Origin of the sequence: Caballeronia sp. LZ003 (assembly GCF_031451465.1) — a bacterium.
GTDB lineage: Bacteria > Pseudomonadota > Gammaproteobacteria > Burkholderiales > Burkholderiaceae > Caballeronia.
The window spans coordinates 2,951,607-2,973,333 of the sequence record NZ_JARUXJ010000001.1 but is presented as its reverse complement, the minus strand read 5'-3'; the positions used below and the strand labels follow the sequence as shown (position 1 = coordinate 2,973,333).

The window sequence follows — 21,727 nt, the reverse complement described above, 5'->3', positions numbered from 1 at the left end:
GCGAACCGCTGATCGTATATTGCGCGGAAAGACGGCGAAGACGCGCTACATCATTTTCATGGATACCGGCGTCGCGACGCGCGAGACATCGTCTTGGTTCTCCGCGTGCCATCGGTGCCGCGACTCAATGTGCTCTCGCGCGAAAACAAGCGCAGCGCAAACCAACCCAACGAAGCTCCGACCATGTCCACTCAAGCACCTCAAGCGAACGCCACACCCAAAGTCACCGACCTGCGCGTCGTACCGGTCGCGGGCCGTGACAGCATGCTCATGAACCTGAGTGGCGCGCACGGGCCGTTCTTCACGCGCAACATCGTGATCCTCACCGATAGCGCGGGCAATCAGGGCGTCGGCGAAGTGCCGGGCGGCGAGAGCATCCGCAAGACGATCGACGATGCGCGCGCGCTCGTCGTCGGGCAATCCATCGGCAACATGCAGGCGGTGCTGAACCACGTGCGCACGCAATTCGCGGATCGCGACGCGGGCGGCCGCGGCCTTCAGACGTTCGACTTGCGCACGACCATCCACGCCGTCACCGCGCTCGAAGCGGCGCTGCTCGATTTGCTCAGTCAGCATCTGGGCGTGCCGGTCGCGGCGTTGCTCGGCGAAGGACAGCAGCGCGACGAAGTGGAGATGCTCGGCTACCTCTTCTATGTCGGCGATCGCAACAAGACGGACCTGCCGTACGCGAGCGGCGCGGATGGCCGCGACGACTGGGAACGCCTGCGCACCGAAGAAGCGATGACACCGGAAGCGGTCGTCCGTCTGGCCGAGGCCGCGAAGGCGCGTTACGGCTTCAACGATTTCAAGTTGAAGGGCGGCGTGCTATCGGGCGACGAAGAGATGCAGGCGACGACCGCGCTTGCGGAACGCTTCCCGGAAGCGCGCGTGACGCTCGATCCGAACGGCGCGTGGTCGCTTGCCGAAGCCATCCGCCTGTGTCGCGACAAGCACGACGTTCTGGCCTACGCCGAAGATCCGTGCGGCGCGGAAAACGGTTACTCGGGCCGCGAAGTGATGGCCGAATTCCGCCGGGCGACTGGCCTGCCGACGGCCACCAACATGATCGCGACCGACTGGCGGCAGATGGGTCACGCAATCCAGTTGCAATCCGTCGATATTCCGCTTGCCGATCCGCACTTCTGGACCATGCAAGGTTCGGTGCGCGTCGCGCAGATGTGCAACGACTGGGGTCTTACGTGGGGATCGCATTCGAACAACCACTTCGATGTATCGCTCGCGATGTTCACGCATGTGGCCGCCGCCGCGCCGGGCAAGATCACCGCAATCGATACGCACTGGATCTGGCAGGATGGCCAGCGTCTGACGCGAGATCCGCTGCAAATCGTGGGCGGCAAGGTGAAGGTGCCGGAGCAGCCGGGTTTAGGCGTCGAACTCGATATGGATGAAGTGGAGAAGGCGCACGCGCTGTATCTGCAACACGGACTCGGCGCGCGCGATGATGGCGTCGCCATGCAGTATCTTATTCCGAACTGGAAGTTCGATAACAAGAGACCTTGCATGGTGCGATGAGCGGGCAGTGATCTAAGGGACTGCGGCGAAAATGCTTCGTTTGGGGGCGGGGCAATTTTGTCGCGAGGGAAGGAGCGTCTGGAATCTTCGGCGTAATCTTCGCCGTCGCTGCGACATTGGGAATTGCACTGATCCTTATCGGCCGAACGGCATTTGGTTACAACACCCTGCTACCGCCTGTGAAAGTGAACTGACATAAATCCGGTGACGGCTCTCTACCTACGAAGCGGCAAAGACACCGTCACCGGTCGCTACCCGCGGAACGTTCGCCTCAGTCGAATTACGTCGTCCCATTGATTCGTTCGGTCAGTGCAATTGCCGCAGCGGGATTGCGCTCCTTATAACCACTGATGACGTAAAGAAACACATCCCGTGAACCGACCTTCGCACCCGCGCTTGTCGATGCCCTCGCCATATCCTCAGGCACGCCACCCGCCGCCCATTCTTTCGCGCGGCTCGCCCAGCCATCGAGCGCGGCCTTCGAGTAACCTTGCTTCTGCTTCTCTGTCGTTCCCATGATGCGTGCATAGACGAATGGTGCGGTCGTATCCGCGATTTGCGGATACTTCGAGTCTCCCGCGACGACAATCGCCACGCGATGCTTTCGCGCCAGCGCCACGAATGCCGGATCGCTGAAACTCTCGTGTCGCACTTCGACGGCATGACGAATTGCGCGGCCTTCCACTTTCGCGGGCAGCAGCTTGAGGAAAGCGCCGAAGTCATCGGCATCGAACTTCTTGGTCGCTGCAAATTGCCAGTTGATCGGGCCGAGCTTGTTCTGTAGTTCCAGCACGCCGCTCTTGAAAAAACGCTCGATGGTTTCGCCCGCATCGGCGAGTACCCGGCGATTGGTCGCGTAACGCGGCGCCTTCAGTGAGAACACGAAGTCGTCCGGGGCTTCATCGCGCCATTTGGCGAAGGTCTCGGGCTTTTGCGAGCCATAGAACGTGCCGTTCACCTCGATGGTCGTGAGCGCGCGGCTCGCGTATTCGAGCTCCTGCTTCTGCGCGAGTCCCTTCGGATAGAACGTGCCGCGCCAGGGCTCGAACGTCCATCCGCCGATACCGACGCGAATCCGCGCCGTCTTTCGCGTGGCCATATGTCGTCCTCGATGTCGTGTGTTCGCCGATGCGGCTTACTTGCGCCCAACCAGATAGGTCACGCCTTGCGGTCCGTAGCGTTCTTCATGCTCGAGATTCGCGGACAGCTGGAAGATCTCGCCGACGTGATACAGCCGCTCGTCATCGCCAACGCGGATGGTGATCTCGCCTTCGACAATTAGCGCCTTGGCTTCGAAGGGATGCACGTGAATATCCATTACGCCGTTCGGCTCGCGCGTGACGGTCACGACTTCTTGAAAGCCCTCCTCGGGAAGAAGGGCGAGGAATTCGTCTCGGTGCATGGCGATCGTTCCAAAGGGAAAAGGAAAGCGCGCCCGCATACGAGAATGCGAGCGCACGGGATCATGCACCGGATGCTAGCGCAACTTTCAGGCCGCGCTTGCTGCTTCAGTTGCCGAAGAATATGTCGCAGGGCGGGCCGCGCACGCACGGCTTGGAGATGCCCGCGTTGGTTCCGGTCGTGCCGATTGCGCCAGTGGCGCCACGAGAGGCGGGCGCGCCGCCATACGACATATCGCCCGTTTGGCCTTGCGTGCTGCCTTGCATCGCCGGTTGCGACGAGGTATCCGCCGTGGTTTGTCCCGGCACCTGCGCCGTGCGGTAATACGTTTCCTGCGCCGAGGCGCTGCCAACAGCCACCAGTAGCGAGGCGGCAAGCGCCGTCGCGACGAGACGTGTTTTCATATCGACTCCTAGAATGAGATGCACGAACCGACAATGGCCGGGTCGCGCTATTCGTTGTAGCGAACCGTCGGTCGCACACGACGTGCCACGGTGCGTTCTACTCGATGGCAGTGCGCGAAGAGGCGTCAGGGCCGGTTCCGGTCGGCTTCTGCCATGCGACCACTTGCCGGACTTGTAGATATGCAATTCAAAGGCGACTGCGAAGCAGTCAGGGCCGAACGCCAGTAAGACCGCTGGCGGATGATGCACCCAGGACATGCCGCATTGCACACTTCGTTATAGGCCGCGCAGCCGCCATTGAACAGGGTATTTGCTGCATCGCTGGCAATCCGGTCGGTGGCCTGACGCAAGTCGGGCGTGCGCGTCATCGTGAGGTCGGCCTAGAATGCCGAATGTGATCATCAAGGACATCGCCGACATGACTGTCATCATCTATCACAACCCGAAGTGCGGCACCTCGCGCAACACACTCGCGCTGATCCGCAATGCGGGCATCGAGCCGAAAGTCGTCGAGTATCTGACCGCGCCGCCGGATCGCGCGACGCTCACTTCGCTCATCGCGCGCGCCGGGCTTTCCGTGCGCGAAGCGCTACGCGAAAAGGGCACGCCCTACGCCGAGCTCGGCTTGGGCGACACGAGTCTCACCGACGAGCAACTCATCGACGCCATGCTCGCGCATCCAATCCTCATCAATCGTCCCTTCGTCGATACCCCGAAAGGCGCGCGACTGTGCCGTCCATCCGAACTCGTGATCGATCTTCTGCCGGAGCCGCAAAAAGGACCTTTTGCAAAGGAAGACGGCGAAGTGGTTATCGACGAAGCAGGCAAACGCTTGCTCTGACTTGACCGTTACCTGACGTTACCTTTCTCGCGGGTCTGTTGCACCTGTGTCAGGAATCGCCTTCTAGACTGCACTCGACATCACGCAATCGGGGCAAGGAGAAGGCGACATGAAGAAGCAGCTTGCAACTGTGGCAATCGCGTTGGCAGGACTCGGGGGTTTGGCGGTATCGACGGCTGCATCGGCGCATGTCGATGTCGCGGTAGGCGTCGGAGTGCCGGTTTATGCGCAGGCCCAGCCGGTCTACGTGCAGCCCGCATACGGATACGGCTACGGCGATGAACGCTGGCGCGAACACGAATGGCGACGCCACGAGCGCGAGCGTCATTGGCGGCATGAGATGCATCGCGAAGAACGCTGGCGCGAACATCACGGCTGGTAAGCGCATCGACTTTCTGCGCCTGGAAACGCGGCGGGCCGCAAGGTTGCGCCGCGTTGCTTTTTGAATGATGCGAGAGTGCGCCGACGCGCACAGGCAACTCCGCCAGTCACTCTTCCTCGCCAATACCCGCCGGACGTTGACTCGGCGGCTTGCGCATCCAGCGCTTCAGCAAGCCTTTCTCGATGATCCGCCCAACCGTCAGCAGCACGATGAGAATCACCGTGGCGATCAGCGCGAGACTCCATACGCCGAGCCCACACAGAATGCCCACGGCCGCCGTCACCCAGATGGAAGCCGCCGTGGTCAGCCCGCGAATGCGGTTCTCGCGCGGATTCTGAATGATCACGCCCGCGCCCAGAAAGCCGATGCCCGTCACGATGCCTTGCACCACCCGCGAGACTTCGGTGTTGTGCGCGAGCGGCTCGGTGGCAAATCCGAGCGCACACATGGTCGCGATGCACGCGCCGAGCGACACGAGCCCGAGCGTCTTCATGCCGGTCGGTTTGCCGTGCAGATCGCGATCGACGCCGATGATGCAGCCGATCGCCACCGCGACGAGCATGCGGACGACGGCATCGATGAGAATGGGTTGAGGAAGCATCGCGAAGAAACAGGACTGGAAGGGACGCTGCATCTTCGCATCAAAGGTCCGGACGCGCGCGGGATATTTTGGCGGGCTAACGTGCCGGTTCCTTGCAAGGAGACAACGTGAACCACCGACCCAAATTCTCGATGATCGATGCCGCGCCGACGCCTGTCGGCCCGTTCTCCCACGCGGCAGAAGCCGACGGCTGGGTTTTCCTCACCGGCCAGATGCCGACCGACCCCAACGACGACAACGCCCCGCTGCCCGAGGGCGTCGCCGCGCAGACGCGCCGCGTGATGGATAACCTGATCCTGGTGCTGACGGGACTCGGCCTCACGCTCGACAGCGTGGTGAGCGCGCGCATCTTCCTCACCGAGTTCAAGCGCGACTACGACGCGATGAACGCCGTGTACCGCTCTTACTTTCTGCCGAAGCCGCTGCCGGCGCGCACGTGCATCGGCGTGACGGGCCTTGCGCGCGATGCGCTCGTCGAGATCGACTTCGTCGCGCGGCGGCCCTGAAGTTCAACGCCGCTTCGATGCGTCGACCCAGCGAAAGGTCAGGTTGATGCGTTCGCCGCGCGCGCCCGGCTCCTTCGGCACGCGATGCACCCATTCGAGCTGCGTGCGTCCGCGCATAACGAGCAGGCTGCCGTGCGTCAACGCGAGCGCGTGCGTGGCATGCGTGCGCGCGTGGCGGAATTCGAATGCACGCGTGGCGCCAAGACTCACCGACGCGATCACCGGCTCGGGCCCGAGCTCGCGTTCCTTGTCGGCGTGCCAGCCCATGCTGTCGAGCCCCGTGCGATAACGGTTGACGAGCACGCTGTTGAAACGCGCGGCGCACACGTCCTGAGCGGCATCGCGCAAACGGGCGACGGCGGGCGTCCACGGCTGCGGCACGTTGCGGATGCCCGAGTAGACATAGACGGCATCCGGCTCGCCTTGCCACGCGGTCAGGCGCGGCAGCGGCAAACGGCCGCGGGGCGTGTTCATCGTGTCCTGCTGCCAGCTTACTTCCGCGATCAGCTCGCCCATGAGATCGGAACCGGCGTCGGAGTCGATCCAGTCCGGGTGCCACACGATATCGGGTTTGGGAATGTCGTCGAAGAGATCGAACATGGGAACGCCGGCGTGCGCGGAAAAAGTCCACGATAGCAGAGCCGTCGCATGCTGCCTTGCGCCCTCATTTCATCAGGCTCGGGCGTTGTGCTACAGTCGCCTCGCCATCTTGAAAATGTACGAGGACACGCATGAACACCACCGCCGAAGCGACCGGCGGCGCGGCGTCGAGCCGGCGCATTCTGATTGTCGACGACAGCGAGGACGCCGCGCTTGCCATGTCGATGCTGCTCGAAGCATTGGGCCACGAAGTGCGCACGGAGCACGACGGTCCGCGCGCGTTGCAGTCCATCGACGATTTCAAACCCGACGTGGTGCTGCTCGATATCGGTCTGCCGGGCATGAACGGCTTCGACGTGGCGCGCGAGATGCGCAAGCGCCCCGTCACGCGCGACGCCTTGCTGCTCGCGCTGACCGGTTACGGCAGCGACGCGGATCGCCAGAATTCGATCGATGCCGGCTTCGATCATCACCTCACCAAGCCAGTTTCCATCGACGCTCTGGAAGCGCTGCTCGGCTAACGCCGCCTCATTCCTCGACGCGCAGTCTCGCCATATACGGCAAGTGATCGGACAGCCATGCGGTGTCCTGCGTCGGCACGAGCCATTCGACAGGCTTAAGACCGCGCACGAACATCTTGTCGAGCGCGAGCGCGGGCGAGAACGCCGGAAAGGTGCGGCCGGATTCGCCGAGCATCGTCGCGACCTCGCTCATGCCGAGTTCGCGAAATAGCGGCACGGAATCGTTGCGCCAGTCGTTGAAATCGCCTGCCAGCACGAGCGGGCCTTCCGGCGCTTCCTTCGCAATCCAGTGCGCGATCCAGTTCATCTGACGCAGACGCGCGGAACGCGTGAGCGCCAGATGCGCGCACAAGAGCGTGATGGCCTTGCCGGCGAAAGTGGCGCGCGCGACCAGCAAGCCACGCTTTTCGAAGCGATGCGCCGAGATGTCCCAGCGCCCGGACAGATCCAGCGGATGCGGCGACAAGATGGCGTTGCCGTGCCGCCACGACGGCTTGAACACGTTCGGCCCGAGGGCGATCTGCAATTCGAGCGCGGTGGCGATTTCGGTGGCCTGGCAATGCCAGACATCGTCGAGCGGCGCTGCAAGCGGGTTGCCGAAACCGCTTGCGAGCACGGGCTGCGGCATGCGCCGCGCCATCGCTTCCTGGAGAAAATAGACGTCGGCGTTGGTGGTCTGAACCCACCGCTGCATGGCGTTCCAGGCGCGCAGTCCGAGCGGTGAGCGGCCCTTGTGGAGGTTCCAGCTTACGGCGGTGAAATCCGGCGTGCCGTTGTGCGTGGATGGACCTGGCGGAAGATGTTCTGGATTTCGCATGCGTTCGTTGTGTGGTGGCGCGGCCTCTCTACTTTATGTCACGAAGGCCGTCATTGCGTTGCTGGTGCCGAAGCCATGCTCGCGCGCACTCGATACAGCAGCGTCGGATTGCTGTCGACGATCTTCCATTCGCCCCATTCGCCGGGCTTCAGCACGAGCCCCGGATGCGATCCGCTCACCTGACGCGGCACCGGCGGCAACTTGCAGCCGGCCGCCGTGGTCCGCGAGGAATCATCCTGAAGCGTTTCCTGAGCGTCGATGGCGAGCGTGATGTCGTCGGCGCTCGCGTGCGTCGGCGAAACGGTGATGGTGCGCGTGAGATCGATGTCGCCCGCCGGCTGATTCGCACAGCCGACCTGATTCTGCGTGATGTTGTGATGCGTATCGGTGCGCGCCTGGCCGACATTCGTCGTGGCGGAAAACGAATCGATTTGCTGACCGTCGCGCACGACCTGCAACTCCCAGTCGACAGGCTGCGGCGTGCTTGACTGCGCCCAGGCAGGTCCCGCCGATACCACCACGAGGCACGCGCTCGCAGCAAGCGCAAATCGAAAGGGGAGCGGCAAGACGGTTCGTGTTGTTCTTTGCATTGAAGGCTTCTCCGGCGCACGGGCGGTTCGGATGGCGGCGTTTCGCTTTTGCGCGTGATCTGCTTGGGCGAAAAGCCGCTGGATCGGCGTTTCCTCGGCGACTTGATTCTGACCGGGCTGCACGGCTACGGTTCAGCCAGAATCCTTACCAAAACCCGACATATAGGGTCGCGCAAAACACTTCGCAGCCAGGTTGGAAAAACGCCGCAGAAAAACAGCACGTTTCGAACCCGCTCGCGGCACGCTCACACGTGGGACGAACGATGATACTCGCGCCTGCGCTACGCGGCGGAATTGGCAGCAGACCCGCGAGACTGCTCGCTTGCGTGGTGTTTTGTCGTCGCTACACTGGCTTTGTCGACCAAAACAATGACGGGGTGTGACATGACGACAGCCGTGGTGAAACAGGAACTGGCGGTGGCATCGTTCAGCAAGGTCTACAGTCTCGACGACGTGGAAACCGCGCTCAACGACTTGTCCGAAGGCGCGAGCGACGCCCTGCGCGGCACTTACGAGAAGATGCTCAAGGTCGGCAATCTGCGCTTCTGCGTGAAGCCGAATCGCATGCCGTGCATCGACGACCTTGCGGCTTCCCTGCCGAACTTCGAGGAGCCGCTCGACGACATTCGCAAGCAGATCGCGCTGTGCCTCGAAACCGAGGACCGCCTCGAACTCATGCCAATGCTGTTGCTCGGCGAACCCGGCATCGGCAAGACGCATTTTGCGAAGCAGCTTGCGCGAATGCTCGGGACCACGTCGCATTACGTGGCGATGAGTTCGCTCACCGCCGGATGGATTCTCTCGGGCGCGTCGTCGCAATGGCGCAACGCCAAGCCAGGCAAGGTGTTCGACGCCCTCGTGAACGGCAGCTACGCGAACCCCGTCATTACCGTCGATGAAATCGACAAGGCCACCGGCGACGCGCAATACGATCCGCTCGGCGCGCTTTACGCGTTGCTCGAACACGACACGGCGCAGACTTTCATCGACGAATTCGCGGAAGTGCCGATCAACGCGGGCAACGTCGTGTGGATTGCAACGGCCAACGACGCGCGCGCCATTCCCGAGCCGATCATGAACCGCATGAACGTCTACGAGATTCCCGCGCCGGATCGCGACGGCGCGCGTCGTATCGCGCAGGCGATTTACGACGACATCCGCACGACGCACGCGTGGGGCCGGCGCTTTCCCGAAACGCTCGGCGATGCCCCGCTCGATGCGCTCACGCAAGCCTCGCCACGCGGCATGCGGCGCGCGATGCTCAACGCGTTTGGCAACGCGCGTATCGACGGACGGCATCACGTCGAGGCGCGCGATATCCAGCTCGACCGTAATTCACGCAAGAAAGCGATCGGTTTTTAAAGCGCTCGAATTTTTGTAATTGCCAAAAAAGCCATGGAAACATGGCTTTTTTGTCATCGAACCGCCAGTTTCATGCCTTTTTCTGCATTGCTCCGTAATTCGGTTCAATTGCCATGCGTTTGTTGTGCAACTCGCAATAGTCAAGAACGTAGAATGGTTGCGAGCTATCTTGCAACGGAACGGACATGGATCGGATCGAGTGCGTGGTAATCGGCGCGGGCGTGGTTGGACTTGCGATTGCGCGGCAACTGGCGATGCGCGGGCGCGAAGTGATCGTGCTGGAAGCGGGCGAGGCGATCGGCATTGGCACCAGTTCGCGCAACAGCGAAGTGATTCACGCGGGCATCTACTATCCGCGCGGATCGCAGAAAGCCGAGCTGTGCGTGCGTGGGCGCGAAATGCTGTACGAATACTGCCGCGAGCATGGCGTGCCGCATCGGCAATGCGGCAAGCTGCTCGTTGCCACGGCGCGCAATCAGATTCCGCAGCTTGCGGGCATCGAACAGAAGGGCCTGGAAAATCGCGTGGAAGGTCTCGTGCGGATCAGCGGCGCACAGGCGGCGGAGATGGAGCCGCAACTGACGTGCGTCGAGGCGGTGTGGTCGCCGAGTACGGGAATTGTCGACAGTCACCAGTACATGCTGGCGCTACAAGGAGATGCCGAGAATCACGGCGCGAACATCGTGTTTCATACGCCGGTGGCCGCCATCGACGCGCGCGAGGGCTGCTTTATCGTCGAGACCGGCGGCGATGCCCCGGCGCGCTTCCGGGCGTCGTTTCTGATCAACAGCGCGGGGCTTCATGCGAACAGGATCGCCAGCAAGATTCGCGGTCTCGACGATCGTCACGTGCCGCCGCTCTACTTCGCGAAGGGCAACTACTTCAGCGTGAGCGGGCGCGCACCGTTCGAACGGCTCATCTATCCGATGCCCAATGAAGCGGGACTCGGCGTGCATCTGACCGTCGACATGGGCGGCCAAGCCAAGTTCGGTCCTGATGTCGAATGGGTGCAGTCGCTCAATTACGATGTCGATCCGCGCCGCGCCGATTCCTTCTACGCCGCGATTCGTGCGTATTGGCCGGGTCTGCCTGACGACGCGCTGCAGCCAGCCTACGCGGGCATCAGGCCGAAGCTCTCGGGTCCGGGGCAGGCAGCCGCCGACTTCATGATTCAAGGCAAGTCCGCGCATGGCGTGCCGGGGCTCGTGAATCTGTTCGGTATCGAATCGCCCGGACTGACGGCTTCACTCGCCATCGCCGAGCGCGTGGCGGACATGATGCGTTAGCCGCGATTCCCCCGGGTTCTTATCTATAACATTTGGCTTCATCGATTCGCTTCCGGATTGTTATGCTCGGGCATCGCCGTCGTCAGAACGGCGTTTTCCCCCAATACAACATGGAGCGAGTCACCATGAAGGCATCTCGTCGTACGTTTCTCATCACCAGCGTGGGCGTTGCATCGACGTTCGCGCTCGGCTCGAAAGCCGCTTTCGCCGACGCACCGAAGGTCGACGAAAACGATCCCACCGCCAAGGCGCTCGGCTACAAGGAAGACGCGACCAAGGTCGATAAGGCCAAGTTCGCCAAGTACGCCGCCGGCGAAGACTGCGGCAACTGCCAGTTCTATCAAGGCAAGGCCGCCGATGCCTACGCCCCGTGTCCGATGTTCGCGAACAAGCAGGTCGCCTCGAAGGGCTGGTGCGGCGCGTATGTAAAGAAGGCCTGAGCTTTCTTCGTTCTACGACGAACGCGCCTGGCGGCATTGCCCGGCGCGTTTTGCGTTGTAGCCGCTTGATAAGCAAACGCATGGTCTTTACACTCGCCAAGGCAAATTCAGCCTTACGCCTCGCCTGAGCAAATGCATTCGATGCACCGGGCGATACGCGCACGACGCGGCCAACGGGGGTCCGTCCGATGGCACGAAACCCAATGATCGACAAACCAAAGGGATTCGCATGGCAGGCAGACCATTGAATGCGCGCGCCGTCGCGGCCGCGGTCATCGGCAATGCGCTGGAGTGGTACGACTTCACCGTGTTCGGTTTCATGACTGTCGTCATCGCCCGCTTGTTCTTTCCGAGCTATAGCGACTACTCATCCATTTTGCTGACCACCGCGACCTTTGGCGTCGCGTTCGTGATGCGGCCGGTCGGCGGCATCGTGCTGGGTCTTTATGCGGATCGCGCGGGGCGCAAGGCGGCGCTCACGTTGGTCATCGCGATGATGACCATCGGCATTCTGCTGCTCGCGATAGCGCCGCCATACTCGGCAATCGGGATCGGCGCGCCGCTCGTGATCGTGTTCGCGCGGCTGTTGCAGGGCTTCTCCGCCGGCGGCGAGTTCGGAACGGCGACCGCGCTCTTGATCGAAGCAGCGCCGTTTTCCCGACGCGGTTTCTACGGCAGTTTCCAGATGGCGAGTCAGGCGGCGGCGCTCTTGCTCGGCGCGCTCGTCGGCGCGGCGATCACGCGCGGACTGTCGCCCGAAGCGCTCGATTCATGGGGCTGGCGCGTGCCGTTCGTTCTCGGTTTGATCATCGGGCCGATCGGCCTGTACATTCGGCGTAACATGGCCGATACCGAAGCGTTCCTGCACGCGAAGAAGACCGCGCGCCGCGCGACGCTTGGTGAAGTCTTCCGCAATCACAGCCGCGAAGTGCTGTGCGGGCTCGGTTCGGTGATCGCGCTGACGGTGACGGTCTATGTGCTGATCGCCTATCTGCCGACCTTTGCGGTCAAGCAACTCAAGCTGCCGCTCGGGCAGTCGTTCACGGCGCTGATCGTCGGCAATCTCATCTTGACCGTGCTTTCGCCGGTGGCGGGCGCGTGGTCGGATCGAATCGGACGCAAGGGCCTGACCTTGTGGTCGCTTCTCATCACGCTCGTGATCATCTATCCGCTCTTCGCGTGGCTCGCCGCCGAACCGAGCGTGGCGCGGCTCGTGGTCGTGCAGGCGCTCTTGTCGATCACGCTGTCCGGTTACTACGGGCCGTTCGGCGCGCTGATCGCGGAGCTGTTTCCCGCTCATATCCGCTCGACCGGGCTTGCGCTCGCGTACAACATCGCGGTGATGCTGTTTGGCGGCTTCGGGCAGTTCATCGTGACGTGGCTCATCAAGACGACGGGCTCGCAACTCGCGCCGACCTTCTACGTGATGGCGGGACTCGTGCTTTCGATCATCGCCGTGGCCTGCATTCCGGCGACGCGTCACGTCGATGTCGACGAGGCGCGCGACGGCATCCGCTAGGCGGTCGAGCGCCTGCGCGACGCTTCAACGCTCCAGACCCGCTGCGACGAGCAATTCCGCCAGGACTTCGGAGAGACCGCCTTCGTGGTTCGCGGCGCGTTCCTTCAATTGCGTCACGAGCTTCTCGTCCAGCTTGCAGGCAAACGGCACGAGACCCTTGGCCTGATCCAGCTTGCGCTGCTCGCGGCGATCCAGTTTCGGCGCTTCCGCTGCGCCCACGCGCGGCTTGCCGCCTTGCTTCAGGTCGTTGGCGAGCTTGAACGCCTTGGTTTGTTCCAGTTGAAATTTGTTCACGCGATGCTCCGTTGCGGCGTTTTGATAGGCAGGGGCCGTATTGTACGTGGAGGTTCACACGCGGCTTGCATCCGCGAGACCGTCGATGCGCTCGCGCATGCGCTTCCAGTGCGAGCCTTCCCAGAAGACGCGGCGGCAGACATCGCAAGTCACGAAACGCGTGTGCCGTTCGCGCACGCCTTCGGACACGCGGTCGTCGATCTCGCTCGCTGCCGCGCGACGCAGCGGCGCGTTGCACATGAGGCAGAGGCGAAACGCGCGCACATGCGGCGCGAGATCGAGACGTTCCGCCACTTCACGCCATTGCTCGTCGGCATGCAGTGCGCGCACGTAGCAGCCGTGCAGCACATTTTTTCGCTTGAGCAATTCGCGGTCGCGCGTAAGGACGATGCGTGCTTCATCGTGCGCAAGGCGCTCGATTTCATCGTCGGCGAAGTTGTTGTCGTAACGCGTGTCGAAACCCGCGAGCCGTAACAGTTGCGCGAGGCCGCCGAGATGCGCATCGGCGATAAAGCGCAGATTTTCCGCGACGAGCGCCGGCCGCAAAAGCCGTGCGCCGTCGGCCATGCCGGGCGGCACGCGCCGCGCGGGATAGATCTCGATGACATCGTTTTCTTCGATTGGCGCGTCGAAGCCGGCCGGATGCCCGTTGCGCACGATCAGCGCCACTTCCGTGTGCGGCACGCCCAGCGCTTCGATCATGTGCTTGGCCGACGAAGACGGCGGACAGGCGCAAGCGAATGCCTGCCCGCGTTGGGGCCGCGCCAGAAAGTCGTTCAGTTCGCGATGGAAGTGAAAGCGCGCCGTGACCATGCAGGGAGTATCGCATCGGCGGATTCGGCGTGCTGCCAGTCGATGTGCTCTACTGGCGCTCGGTCGGCAATCAACGAATGGAGCGTAAGCATGGATATCGGATTCATCGGTCTGGGTGAAATGGGCGCGGCCATGGCCGTCAACGCGCTGAAAGCGGGCCACACGGTGCGCGTCTGGAACCGCTCGCGCGACAAGACGCGTTCGCTCGCGGACCAGGGCGCATCCGTGGTCGATACCCCCGAGCAGGCATTTGCCGGCGACGCCGCCTTTTCGATGCTCGCGGACGATCAAGCGCTGCGCTCGGTGCTGATCGATGGCGGCTTGCTCAAGCACGCGCCGAAAGGCCTCGTGCACGTGAACATGGCGACCATTTCGGCGGCGCTCGCCGTCGAACTCGCGCAATTGCACGCGCAGCATGGCGTCGCTTACGTGGCCGCGCCCGTGCTTGGCCGGCCGGATGTCGCGGCGGCGGGCAAGCTCAACATTCTCGCGGCCGGCGCCGATGCCGACATCGCGCGCGTGCAACCCGTCTTCGACGCGCTCGGTCAAAAAACCTGGCGCGTGGGCCACGAGCCGCAGCACGCCAACGTGCTCAAGCTGGCGGCGAATTTCATGCTGGCGTCGGCGATAGAAAGTTTCGGCGAAGCGGCCGCGCTCGTGAGCGGACACGGCATCGAGGCGCAGACGTTGCTCGACGTCATCACGAATTCGCTGTTTCCGGGGCCGGTCTATCAGGGCTACGGCAAGATGATCGCGGAGCGTCGTTACGAGCCCGCGCTCTTCAAGGCGCGGCTCGGTCTGAAGGACGTGCGCCTCGCGATAGCCGCGGGCGACGCGGTCAACGTGCCGCTGCCGGTCGCGAGCGTGGTGCGCGACAACCTCGTCGACGCGCTTGCCCACGGCGACGGCGAAAAGGACTTCGCGGTGCTCGGGCAAGTGGCGGCGCGCCGCGCGGGACGATGATCGTTGAAAAGAAACGTCTGTTCTAACGGGTTCGTGATTTGCTGGGATGGCTATGCATCGAACGTAATTAAAAATAGCTGGGAGACGTCATGCCATCGAACCGCATCGCCTTCGCCGCGCTTTGCTGGGGCGCCTTGTCGAGCGCGCCCGCTCACGCCGACGACACCCCGAGCCCGTGCGATGCGCTGAAGCGCATCGTGGCGGCGGCGCCGAATTTCTCGTCACTCTCCGCAATCGATGGACGGCCCGTCGCGTTGGCATACGGCGACGGCGCGAGCTGCGCGGCGTCGCAAAGCAACTATCGATGCACCTGGACGCCGCACGGCGGAGCAAGCGCCGATGCGCTGCAAAGCGTCGCGGCGGACATCGCTTCCTGTCTGCCAGACGCCACCCACGATCAGAATTCACCCGCGCGCCAGCACTTTTATCTTGGCGCACGCGGCGCGCGCACGGAGATCGCGGCATCGCAGGCGGGCGAGAACAAGCTGAAGCTCGAAATCTACGGCAACCGGTGAGGCTATCGTGACGAAGCGCATCCTCATAGCCGACGCCGACGACGACGCCCTGAGCGGTCTCGCCAATCTCCTGAATGGAATGGGGCATGAAGTGGCGCTCGCCGCCAATGGCGCGCAAGCCGTGCACGTGGCCGCGCAGTTTTCGCCGGATGTCGTGATTCTGGATATCGGCGCGCCGCTTTTGGATGGGCTCGTCGCCGCGCGTGATTTGCGCCGCACGCCCACAGGTCACGCGATGATGCTCGTTGCGCTCACGGGTTGGGGTCAGCCGCAACACCGCGAACTAACGATGGATGCGGGCTTCGACGTACATCTTGTGAAGCCAATTTCATCGGATCAACTGCAGTTCATTCTCTCGATGACGCAGCCGTGAAATATTCCGTGTTGATCGCATGCAACGGAGATGTTGCATCGCATCAAATTTAACGATATAGTTACTCCTGTCTCCTCCATGTCTCCACTGATATGGATTCAGCCCGCCAAACTAGGCGGGCTTTTTTTCGTCCGCAGTAAATGATGCAGCCAATAAAAAAGCCGATCCGCTGACAAAGCGAACCGGCTTTTCTGCTTTCCGAGGGATAACGATCAGCGCGTGAGCCCGGCTTCCTCGTCGGCACCGATGGCCAGATTCATGCATTGAATCGCCGCGCCGGATGCGCCCTTGCCAAGATTGTCGAGCCGCGCCACGGTCACGAAACGCTCTTCGTTGCCGAACACGAAAATCTCGACACGGTTCGTGTCGTTGCACGCTTGCACGTCGAAGAAACCGTTGTCGAGATTGCTTTCGGCATCGAACGGAAGCACGCGCACGAACGGCTCGTTGTTGTAGTACTCGGCGAGCATATCGCGCACGTCTTGCGGTTTCGCCTTGCGCGCGAGCTGGTCGGGGGAGAAATATGTCGTCACCGCCAGACCCTTCAGGAACGGGCCGACTATTGGCGTAAAAATCGGCGCGCCCTTCAAACCCGTGCGCACCGACATTTCCGGCAGATGCTTGTGCGCGAGGCCGAGCGCGTACGGACGCGGACTCGCCAGACGCGCGTCGCCGCCGGCTTCGTATTCGGCGATCATCTTCTTGCCGCCACCGCTGTAGCCGGTGATCGAATAGGCGTGCGCGTCGAAATCGGCGGATACGAGACCGCCCGCGACGAGCGGTTGCACCGACAGCACGAACGCCGATGCATGGCAGCCCGGCACGGCGATGCGCTTCGCAGTACGCAGACGTTCCCGCTGCGCGCGCGACAGTTCGGGCAGACCGTACGCCCAGTCGTCCTGCGTGCGAAACGCGGTGCTGGCGTCGATCATGACGGTGCGAGCGTTGTCCTTGTCGACGAGCGAAACCGATTCGCGCGAGGCGACATCCGGCAGGCATAGAAAGGTCACGTCGGATGCGTTGATGAGGCGGCGGCGTTCCTCGACGTCCTTGCGCTTCGTGTCGTCGATAAGCAGCACTTCGATGTCACGGCGTCCCGACAGATATTCGAAAATCTTAAGGCCGGTGGTGCCTTCCTGTCCGTCGACAAATACTTTCGTGGTCATCTCGATCTCACTGGTTCGGCGCGACGACGCAAATGGTTGCAACGCCTACGCGCTCGCCGCAAAAACGGACATTTTAAGGCGTTTCCGAGACGCGTTGATGTTCGTTGTCCGCAACGAGCGCGTGCAGGCTGTCAAACGCGCCGCCCAAGCGGCGCGCGCGCCTTACTTGCCGGTCCAGCGAGCAGTCACGGCAGCGATTCGCGCGCCAAACACGCGGGCGCTTTCGAGATCGCCGGGCGGCGGTGCTTCGTCCGGCGATGCATCCGCGGGCGATTGCGTCAGCAACCCGGTCGAGCCGCCGACGAAGTTCAGGTCGTTGCGGGTGGCGGCCTTCGTGTTCGACGGCATCATGCCGGTGCCCGCCCAGATCATGCCGTGTTGCATGGCGAGCGTGACGAAGTAGGAAATCGTCAGGAACTTGTCGCCGTTCATGGTCGCGGAATTGGTGAAGCCAGCCGCGATCTTGTCTTTCCATTTTTGCGCGAACCAGGGTTTGGAACTGGCGTCGGCGAATTTCTTGAAGTCGGCGGACGGGCCGCCCATGTACGTCGGCGAGCCGAAGATGATGGCGTCGGCGGCATCCAGTTCGGCCCAGGCGGCGTCGTCGAGATCGCCGACTGCGATCAGTTTGGCGTTGGCGCCTGCGTCCGTGGCGCCGGCCAGCACGGCTTCGGCGGCTTTCTTCGTGTGGCCGTAGCCGCTGTGATAAACGATGATGATGTTCGACATGGTTTCCTTTAGCCGCGATGAATTCGCGGTGCGTCTCGACTGCACGCGTGTGGGTTTGCTCTTCGCGACGACGGCATGGAAGCCATCACTCGACGAAGGCGGCGGGCGAGCGAGACCAGTCTAGCAAAGACAAATTTCGTTCTGCGGACACGGATGCGGGAGGGTTACGCTCCCCGGCCCGTTCATTACCGGCCGTAAGTGAAGGTCAACTGTGCCGAAGCGATGCTTACCGTGCGGATTTCGTGTTCGAACATCAGCGCGGGCGTACCTTGCCGCAGCCGCAGGTCGTCGCTGCGCAGCGCATACACCGTCACGATATAGCGGTGCGCCTTGCCAGGCGGAGGGCACGGACCGCCGTAACCGTCGGTGTCCCAGTCGTTGCGGGCTTCCACCGCGCTCATTTTGCGCAGCGCGCCGGCGGCGCTCGCATTGGCCGGTATATGCGTCACACCCGCCGGAATGCCGGCGACGGCCCAATGCCACCAGCCGCGGCCGGGGGCGTCAGGATCGAATACGGTGATCGCAAAACTGCGCGTATCGGTGGGCGCGCCGCGCCATGAAAGCTGCGGTGAGCGATTGCCGCCCTTGCAGTCGGATTCATTGAAAAGAAGATCGCGCGAAACCGGCTTTCCCGGAACTAGATCGACGCTTGAAACGGTGAATGCCGGTTCAGCCACGGCGTCTTGTGGCATGAAAATCACCGCCAATATCGACGTCGAGAGTGCGAATAACGTAAGACCGGCCGGACTCTCGGTTCGACATGCGAGGCGCATGTAGCTGACTCCTGTCAGTGCCGTTGCGCCTTATATCAGCGTTTCGATGGCTGCAACGATGTTTTTTGTCTCAGTGATGCGCTTCATGCCAAGTTGCAGTTTAACATTGCAACAAAGCATTAAAAGCTTGCACCTTGAGACTAAACCTATGGCGCAGTTCAAATGTGTCTGAAATTAAAAACGAGATGACGCCTTGACGGCGGCGACTTCGGCAGCTATCAAAGAGAAAATGAATATCCCGACAGTGATTCGCGCGGCATCAGACGAACTAATATTCTGGGGCAGTAAATGAGCCAGCGAATAAAAGTCATCATTGCAGACGATCATCCGGTCATCTTGTTCGGCGCCACTCAGGCGCTCAACAAGTTTCCGGAGGTCGACGTCATTGGTCAGGCCAAGCAATCCACCGAGCTTATTCAATTGCTGCAAAAATCGCATTGCGACGTTCTTGTAACCGATCTTGCAATGCCGGGCGGCTCTTATGGCGATGGCATGCCGCTGCTCGGCTATATCGGCAGGCAATTTCCCCGGGTAAAACTCGTTGTCCTGACCATGCTGGAAAACCCGGCCTTGCTCAAACGTCTGCGCGAAGTCGGTGTCATGTCGATCATCAACAAAGCCGACGACATGAACCATATCGGCTGGGCAATTCAGCACGTCATGCGCGGTCAGGAGTATCTCGGGCCATCGGTCAAGGCGGCGCTCGACAGCATGGGAATGAGCGGAAGCGGTCAGCAACGCAGCGTGATTCTTTCCAAGCGTGAACTCGAAGTGGTGCGGCTCTTCGTCTCGGGCATGACGATCACTGAAATAGCGGGGCAATTGCGGCGCAGTATTAAAACCATCAGCACGCAAAAGAACACCGCTATGCGCAAACTGGGTATCGAGCGAGATTCCGAATTGTTTCAGTATGCACAAAGTAATGGCTTGATGAATCTCTCGGCATATTCGGGCGACGGTTCCGTGGAAGACGTGCCCATTCCAGATTCAAATTAGGTTCGCAGTATTTAACCGCTGGACGAATTGAAAAAAGCCGCTGATGTCATGTCAGCGGCTTTTTCGTTTCGATTCTCAACCAGCGATTGCTTTAAAGACTTATTGCGGCGCAGCCGTCGCTCCGCCGTGTGCCGCCGACCATTCGGCAGGCGCGTGCAGGAATTTCTCGACCTCATCCAGCGTCTTCGATTCGAAATAGCCTTGTTCCTTGGCGACGCGCAGCACGTCCCACCACGTCGCGAGCGCGTGCAGATTCACGTCGATATCCTTCAGCACCGACACGCTCTCTTTGAAGATGTTGTAGTGAAAGAGCACGAAGCAGTCGTTCACCGTTGCGCCGGCCGTGCGCAGCGCATTGATGAAGTTGATCTTGCTGCGGCTGTCGGTGGTCAGGTCTTCCACCAGCAGCACGCGCTGGCCTTCGGTCAGAAGACCTTCGATCTGCGCGTTGCGACCAAAACCCTTGGGCTTCTTGCGAACGTATTGCATCGGCACCATCAGGCGATCCGCCAGCCACGCCGCGAAAGGAATACCCGCCGTCTCGCCGCCTGCAACCGCGTCGATCTGTTCGTAGCCGACGTCGCGCAGAATGGTCGCCTCGGCCATTTCCATCAGACCGCGACGCACGCGCGGATAGGAAATCAGCTTGCGGCAGTCGATATACACCGGGCTCGCCCAGCCGGACGTGAAGATATACGGTTTTTCCGCGTTGAAGTGCACCGCCTGTACTTCGAGCAAAATCTTGGCGGTGGTGTCGGAGATCGTCTGGCGATCGAAGCCTGTCATGGGCGAATCCTTGGACTTGGATGGTGGCGCTTGGTCGAAGCGGGAGGCGGCCGCGTGGGGCCCTGGCGCATTAACAGGCAGAACGAGCCGCTTTTGGACGGCGTTCGTGCGGTTCCTGCGCGCGTAGGCCGAAATTTTACCCGAGGTGAGACGTTCGGGCGAGCGGCGCTCGGGACAGCGCCTATTTTTTGAGCGTCTTGTAGCCGCGTGGTCGTCGCACTTAAACTCGCGCAACTTCGCCCGCCGTGCTCCGACATGACTTTCGCTTCCCCTTCCGTCGATACCCCGAATCACCGCCACGCGCTGCACGCGCTCATCGCTTCCATTCTCGGCTATGCGATGGATGGCTTCGATCTCCTGATCCTCGGCTTCATGCTGCCCGCGATCGCCGTGGATCTGCACCTCACGCCCGCGCAGGCAGGGTCGCTCGTCACGTGGACGCTGGCTGGCGCGGTCGCGGGCGGCGTGGTGTTCGGCATGCTCTCCGATTACTTCGGCCGTGTGCGCATGCTGACCTGGACCATTCTCCTGTTCGCCGTCTTCACCGGCCTGTGCGCGCTTGCGAGAGGATACGGCGACTTGCTGGTCTATCGCACCATCGCGGGCATTGGGTTGGGCGGGGAGTTCGGCATTGGCATGGCGCTCGTCGCCGAGGCATGGCCGGCTCGGCTGCGGGCGCGCGTGTCCTCGTATGTCGGGCTTGGCTGGCAACTTGGCGTGCTCGCCGCAGCGCTTCTCACGCCGCTTTTGCTGCCGATGATCGGCTGGCGCGGCATGTTCGCCGTCGGCTTGTTGCCGGCGGTCGCGTCGTTCTTCGTGCGGCGCAAGGTCGCCGAACCCGCGCTCTTCACGGAACGTCGCGCGAAGCACGCGCCGCGCAAGCTGCCGCTCGGACGTCTCTTCGACACCGCGCGCACGACGCGTGCGAGCCTTGGCGTGATCGTGCTGTGCTCGGTGCAGAATTTCGGCTATTACGGGCTGATGATCTGGCTGCCCAGTTATCTATCCAAGACCTTCGGCTATTCGCTCACGAAGTCGGGTCTCTGGACCGCCGTCACCGTGCTCGGCATGGCGCTCGGGATCTGGCTCTTCGGCGTCGCGGCCGACCGCTTCGGCCGCAAGCCCGCGTTTCTCTTCTATCAGATCGGCGCGGTGGCAATGGTCTTCGTCTATTCGAACTTGACGAGCCCCAGCGCGTTGCTGGTAGGCGGCGCGGTCATGGGCGTGTTCGTCAACGGAATGATCGGCGGTTACGGCGCGCTCATCTCCGAAATCTATCCGACCGAGGCGCGCGCAACCGCGCAAAACGTGCTGTTCAATATCGGCCGCGCGGTCGGCGGACTGGGTCCGGTCGTGGTTGGCGCGCTTGCCGCGAAGTATTCGTTCGCGACTGCGCTCGCCTTGCTGGCATCGATCTATTTACTCGATATATTTGCCACGCTCTTTCTCATTCCCGAGAAACGCGGCGCCGAACTCGACTGATCAACCGTTCGGCCTAGGGAAAATGCTGCTGCGC

General features: G+C 62.0%; 27 protein-coding genes. 14 read left to right on the top strand and 13 right to left on the bottom strand.

The features are described from left to right. Positions 1–183: 183 nt before the first annotated feature. Positions 184–1,533: a glucarate dehydratase gene (gene gudD, locus QCE79_RS13460; protein WP_309844720.1), complete on the top strand. Its 1,350-nt coding sequence runs from the start codon at positions 184–186 to the stop codon at positions 1,531–1,533. Between the two features lie 280 nt (positions 1,534–1,813). Here the strand turns inward: gudD and QCE79_RS13455 are convergent, their stop codons facing one another. The 3 genes from QCE79_RS13455 to QCE79_RS13445 all read right to left on the bottom strand — a co-directional run bounded on the left by QCE79_RS13455 (position 1,814) and on the right by QCE79_RS13445 (position 3,338). After that, positions 1,814–2,632, bottom strand: a complete 819-nt coding sequence (locus tag QCE79_RS13455) for a DUF72 domain-containing protein (protein ID WP_244826482.1) — start codon at positions 2,630–2,632, stop codon at positions 1,814–1,816. Between the two features lie 36 nt (positions 2,633–2,668). Continuing rightward, positions 2,669–2,935, bottom strand: a complete 267-nt coding sequence (locus tag QCE79_RS13450) for a cupin domain-containing protein (protein WP_309844717.1) — start codon at positions 2,933–2,935, stop codon at positions 2,669–2,671. 106 nt (positions 2,936–3,041) lie between these two features. Further along, positions 3,042–3,338, bottom strand: coding sequence for a hypothetical protein (locus tag QCE79_RS13445; protein ID WP_244826480.1), 297 nt, complete (start codon positions 3,336–3,338; stop codon positions 3,042–3,044). Between the two features lie 418 nt (positions 3,339–3,756). Between QCE79_RS13445 and arsC the strand changes: the two genes are divergently transcribed. Then, on the top strand, positions 3,757–4,179 hold the full coding sequence (arsC, locus tag QCE79_RS13440; protein ID WP_244828133.1) for an arsenate reductase (glutaredoxin): 423 nt from the start codon (positions 3,757–3,759) through the stop codon (positions 4,177–4,179). Positions 4,180–4,288: 109 nt separating this feature from the next. Next, positions 4,289–4,561, top strand: a complete 273-nt coding sequence (locus QCE79_RS13435; RefSeq protein ID WP_244826479.1) for a hypothetical protein — start codon at positions 4,289–4,291, stop codon at positions 4,559–4,561. Positions 4,562–4,667: 106 nt separating this feature from the next. On the opposite strand, the gene QCE79_RS13430 is transcribed toward QCE79_RS13435, so the two are convergent. Next, positions 4,668–5,162, bottom strand: a complete 495-nt coding sequence (locus tag QCE79_RS13430; RefSeq protein ID WP_250466292.1) for an MgtC/SapB family protein — start codon at positions 5,160–5,162, stop codon at positions 4,668–4,670. Between the two features lie 131 nt (positions 5,163–5,293). Here QCE79_RS13430 and QCE79_RS13425 point away from each other — a divergent pair, with 131 nt between their 5' ends. After that, the gene (locus QCE79_RS13425) at positions 5,294–5,668 is read left to right on the top strand and encodes a RidA family protein (protein ID WP_284503230.1); all 375 of its coding nucleotides are present in this window, start codon (positions 5,294–5,296) and stop codon (positions 5,666–5,668) included. Positions 5,669–5,671: 3 nt separating this feature from the next. Here the strand turns inward: QCE79_RS13425 and QCE79_RS13420 are convergent, their stop codons facing one another. Further along, positions 5,672–6,268, bottom strand: a complete 597-nt coding sequence (locus QCE79_RS13420) for an alpha-ketoglutarate-dependent dioxygenase AlkB (protein WP_309844714.1) — start codon at positions 6,266–6,268, stop codon at positions 5,672–5,674. A 131-nt stretch (positions 6,269–6,399) separates the two neighbouring features. Between QCE79_RS13420 and QCE79_RS13415 the strand changes: the two genes are divergently transcribed. Next, complete coding sequence (locus tag QCE79_RS13415) at positions 6,400–6,789, top strand: response regulator (RefSeq protein WP_244826475.1); 390 nt, start codon at positions 6,400–6,402, stop codon at positions 6,787–6,789. A gap of 7 nt (positions 6,790–6,796) precedes the next feature. Here the strand turns inward: QCE79_RS13415 and QCE79_RS13410 are convergent, their stop codons facing one another. Together QCE79_RS13410 and QCE79_RS13405 are read right to left on the bottom strand one after the other, a co-directional pair. Then, positions 6,797–7,606 (bottom strand): endonuclease/exonuclease/phosphatase family protein, encoded by an 810-nt coding sequence (locus QCE79_RS13410; protein WP_250465929.1) that lies wholly within the window; start codon positions 7,604–7,606, stop codon positions 6,797–6,799. Positions 7,607–7,656: 50 nt separating this feature from the next. Further along, positions 7,657–8,196 carry a hypothetical protein gene (locus QCE79_RS13405; protein ID WP_404989350.1) on the bottom strand — a complete coding sequence of 180 codons (540 nt, stop codon included), beginning with the start codon at positions 8,194–8,196 and terminating at the stop codon, positions 7,657–7,659. Between the two features lie 384 nt (positions 8,197–8,580). Here QCE79_RS13405 and QCE79_RS13400 point away from each other — a divergent pair, with 384 nt between their 5' ends. From QCE79_RS13400 to QCE79_RS13385, 4 genes are all read left to right on the top strand, one after another. Next, a complete protein-coding gene (locus QCE79_RS13400) occupies positions 8,581–9,558 on the top strand; it encodes an AAA family ATPase (protein WP_309844710.1) in 978 nt (325 codons plus the stop codon). Positions 9,559–9,743: 185 nt separating this feature from the next. After that, on the top strand, positions 9,744–10,844 hold the full coding sequence (locus QCE79_RS13395) for an NAD(P)/FAD-dependent oxidoreductase (protein ID WP_250465923.1): 1,101 nt from the start codon (positions 9,744–9,746) through the stop codon (positions 10,842–10,844). 125 nt (positions 10,845–10,969) lie between these two features. Beyond that, complete coding sequence (locus QCE79_RS13390) at positions 10,970–11,284, top strand: high-potential iron-sulfur protein (RefSeq protein WP_244826470.1); 315 nt, start codon at positions 10,970–10,972, stop codon at positions 11,282–11,284. Positions 11,285–11,513: 229 nt separating this feature from the next. Continuing rightward, positions 11,514–12,803 (top strand): MFS transporter, encoded by a 1,290-nt coding sequence (locus tag QCE79_RS13385; protein WP_244826469.1) that lies wholly within the window; start codon positions 11,514–11,516, stop codon positions 12,801–12,803. Positions 12,804–12,827: 24 nt separating this feature from the next. Here QCE79_RS13385 and QCE79_RS13380 read toward each other — a convergent pair whose 3' ends face one another. Continuing rightward, positions 12,828–13,097, bottom strand: coding sequence for a hypothetical protein (locus QCE79_RS13380; protein WP_244826468.1), 270 nt, complete (start codon positions 13,095–13,097; stop codon positions 12,828–12,830). A gap of 54 nt (positions 13,098–13,151) precedes the next feature. Further along, positions 13,152–13,910, bottom strand: coding sequence for a Mut7-C RNAse domain-containing protein (locus QCE79_RS13375; protein ID WP_309844703.1), 759 nt, complete (start codon positions 13,908–13,910; stop codon positions 13,152–13,154). A gap of 90 nt (positions 13,911–14,000) precedes the next feature. On the opposite strand from QCE79_RS13375, the gene QCE79_RS13370 reads away from it, so the two are divergent. The 3 genes from QCE79_RS13370 to QCE79_RS13360 all read left to right on the top strand — a co-directional run bounded on the left by QCE79_RS13370 (position 14,001) and on the right by QCE79_RS13360 (position 15,761). After that, on the top strand, positions 14,001–14,873 hold the full coding sequence (locus QCE79_RS13370; protein WP_250509607.1) for an NAD(P)-dependent oxidoreductase: 873 nt from the start codon (positions 14,001–14,003) through the stop codon (positions 14,871–14,873). A gap of 89 nt (positions 14,874–14,962) precedes the next feature. Further along, positions 14,963–15,388, top strand: coding sequence for a hypothetical protein (locus QCE79_RS13365; protein ID WP_244826465.1), 426 nt, complete (start codon positions 14,963–14,965; stop codon positions 15,386–15,388). 7 nt (positions 15,389–15,395) lie between these two features. After that, on the top strand, positions 15,396–15,761 hold the full coding sequence (locus tag QCE79_RS13360) for a response regulator (RefSeq protein WP_309844700.1): 366 nt from the start codon (positions 15,396–15,398) through the stop codon (positions 15,759–15,761). A gap of 212 nt (positions 15,762–15,973) precedes the next feature. On the opposite strand, the gene argC is transcribed toward QCE79_RS13360, so the two are convergent. The 3 genes from argC to QCE79_RS13345 all read right to left on the bottom strand — a co-directional run bounded on the left by argC (position 15,974) and on the right by QCE79_RS13345 (position 18,348). After that, on the bottom strand, positions 15,974–16,927 hold the full coding sequence (argC, locus tag QCE79_RS13355; protein WP_309844697.1) for an N-acetyl-gamma-glutamyl-phosphate reductase: 954 nt from the start codon (positions 16,925–16,927) through the stop codon (positions 15,974–15,976). 162 nt (positions 16,928–17,089) lie between these two features. After that, the gene (locus QCE79_RS13350; RefSeq protein ID WP_309844694.1) at positions 17,090–17,656 is read right to left on the bottom strand and encodes a flavodoxin family protein; all 567 of its coding nucleotides are present in this window, start codon (positions 17,654–17,656) and stop codon (positions 17,090–17,092) included. Positions 17,657–17,841: 185 nt separating this feature from the next. Beyond that, entirely contained in the window at positions 17,842–18,348 is a 507-nt protein-coding gene (locus QCE79_RS13345; protein ID WP_250465911.1) for a YbhB/YbcL family Raf kinase inhibitor-like protein, read from the bottom strand. A gap of 369 nt (positions 18,349–18,717) precedes the next feature. On the opposite strand from QCE79_RS13345, the gene QCE79_RS13340 reads away from it, so the two are divergent. Further along, a complete protein-coding gene (locus QCE79_RS13340; protein ID WP_244826460.1) occupies positions 18,718–19,425 on the top strand; it encodes a response regulator in 708 nt (235 codons plus the stop codon). Positions 19,426–19,524: 99 nt separating this feature from the next. Here QCE79_RS13340 and QCE79_RS13335 read toward each other — a convergent pair whose 3' ends face one another. After that, positions 19,525–20,211, bottom strand: coding sequence for an orotate phosphoribosyltransferase (locus tag QCE79_RS13335; protein ID WP_244826459.1), 687 nt, complete (start codon positions 20,209–20,211; stop codon positions 19,525–19,527). Positions 20,212–20,466: 255 nt separating this feature from the next. Between QCE79_RS13335 and QCE79_RS13330 the strand changes: the two genes are divergently transcribed. Then, on the top strand, positions 20,467–21,693 hold the full coding sequence (locus QCE79_RS13330; RefSeq protein WP_309844689.1) for an MFS transporter: 1,227 nt from the start codon (positions 20,467–20,469) through the stop codon (positions 21,691–21,693). The last annotated feature ends 34 nt before the right edge of the window (positions 21,694–21,727 follow it).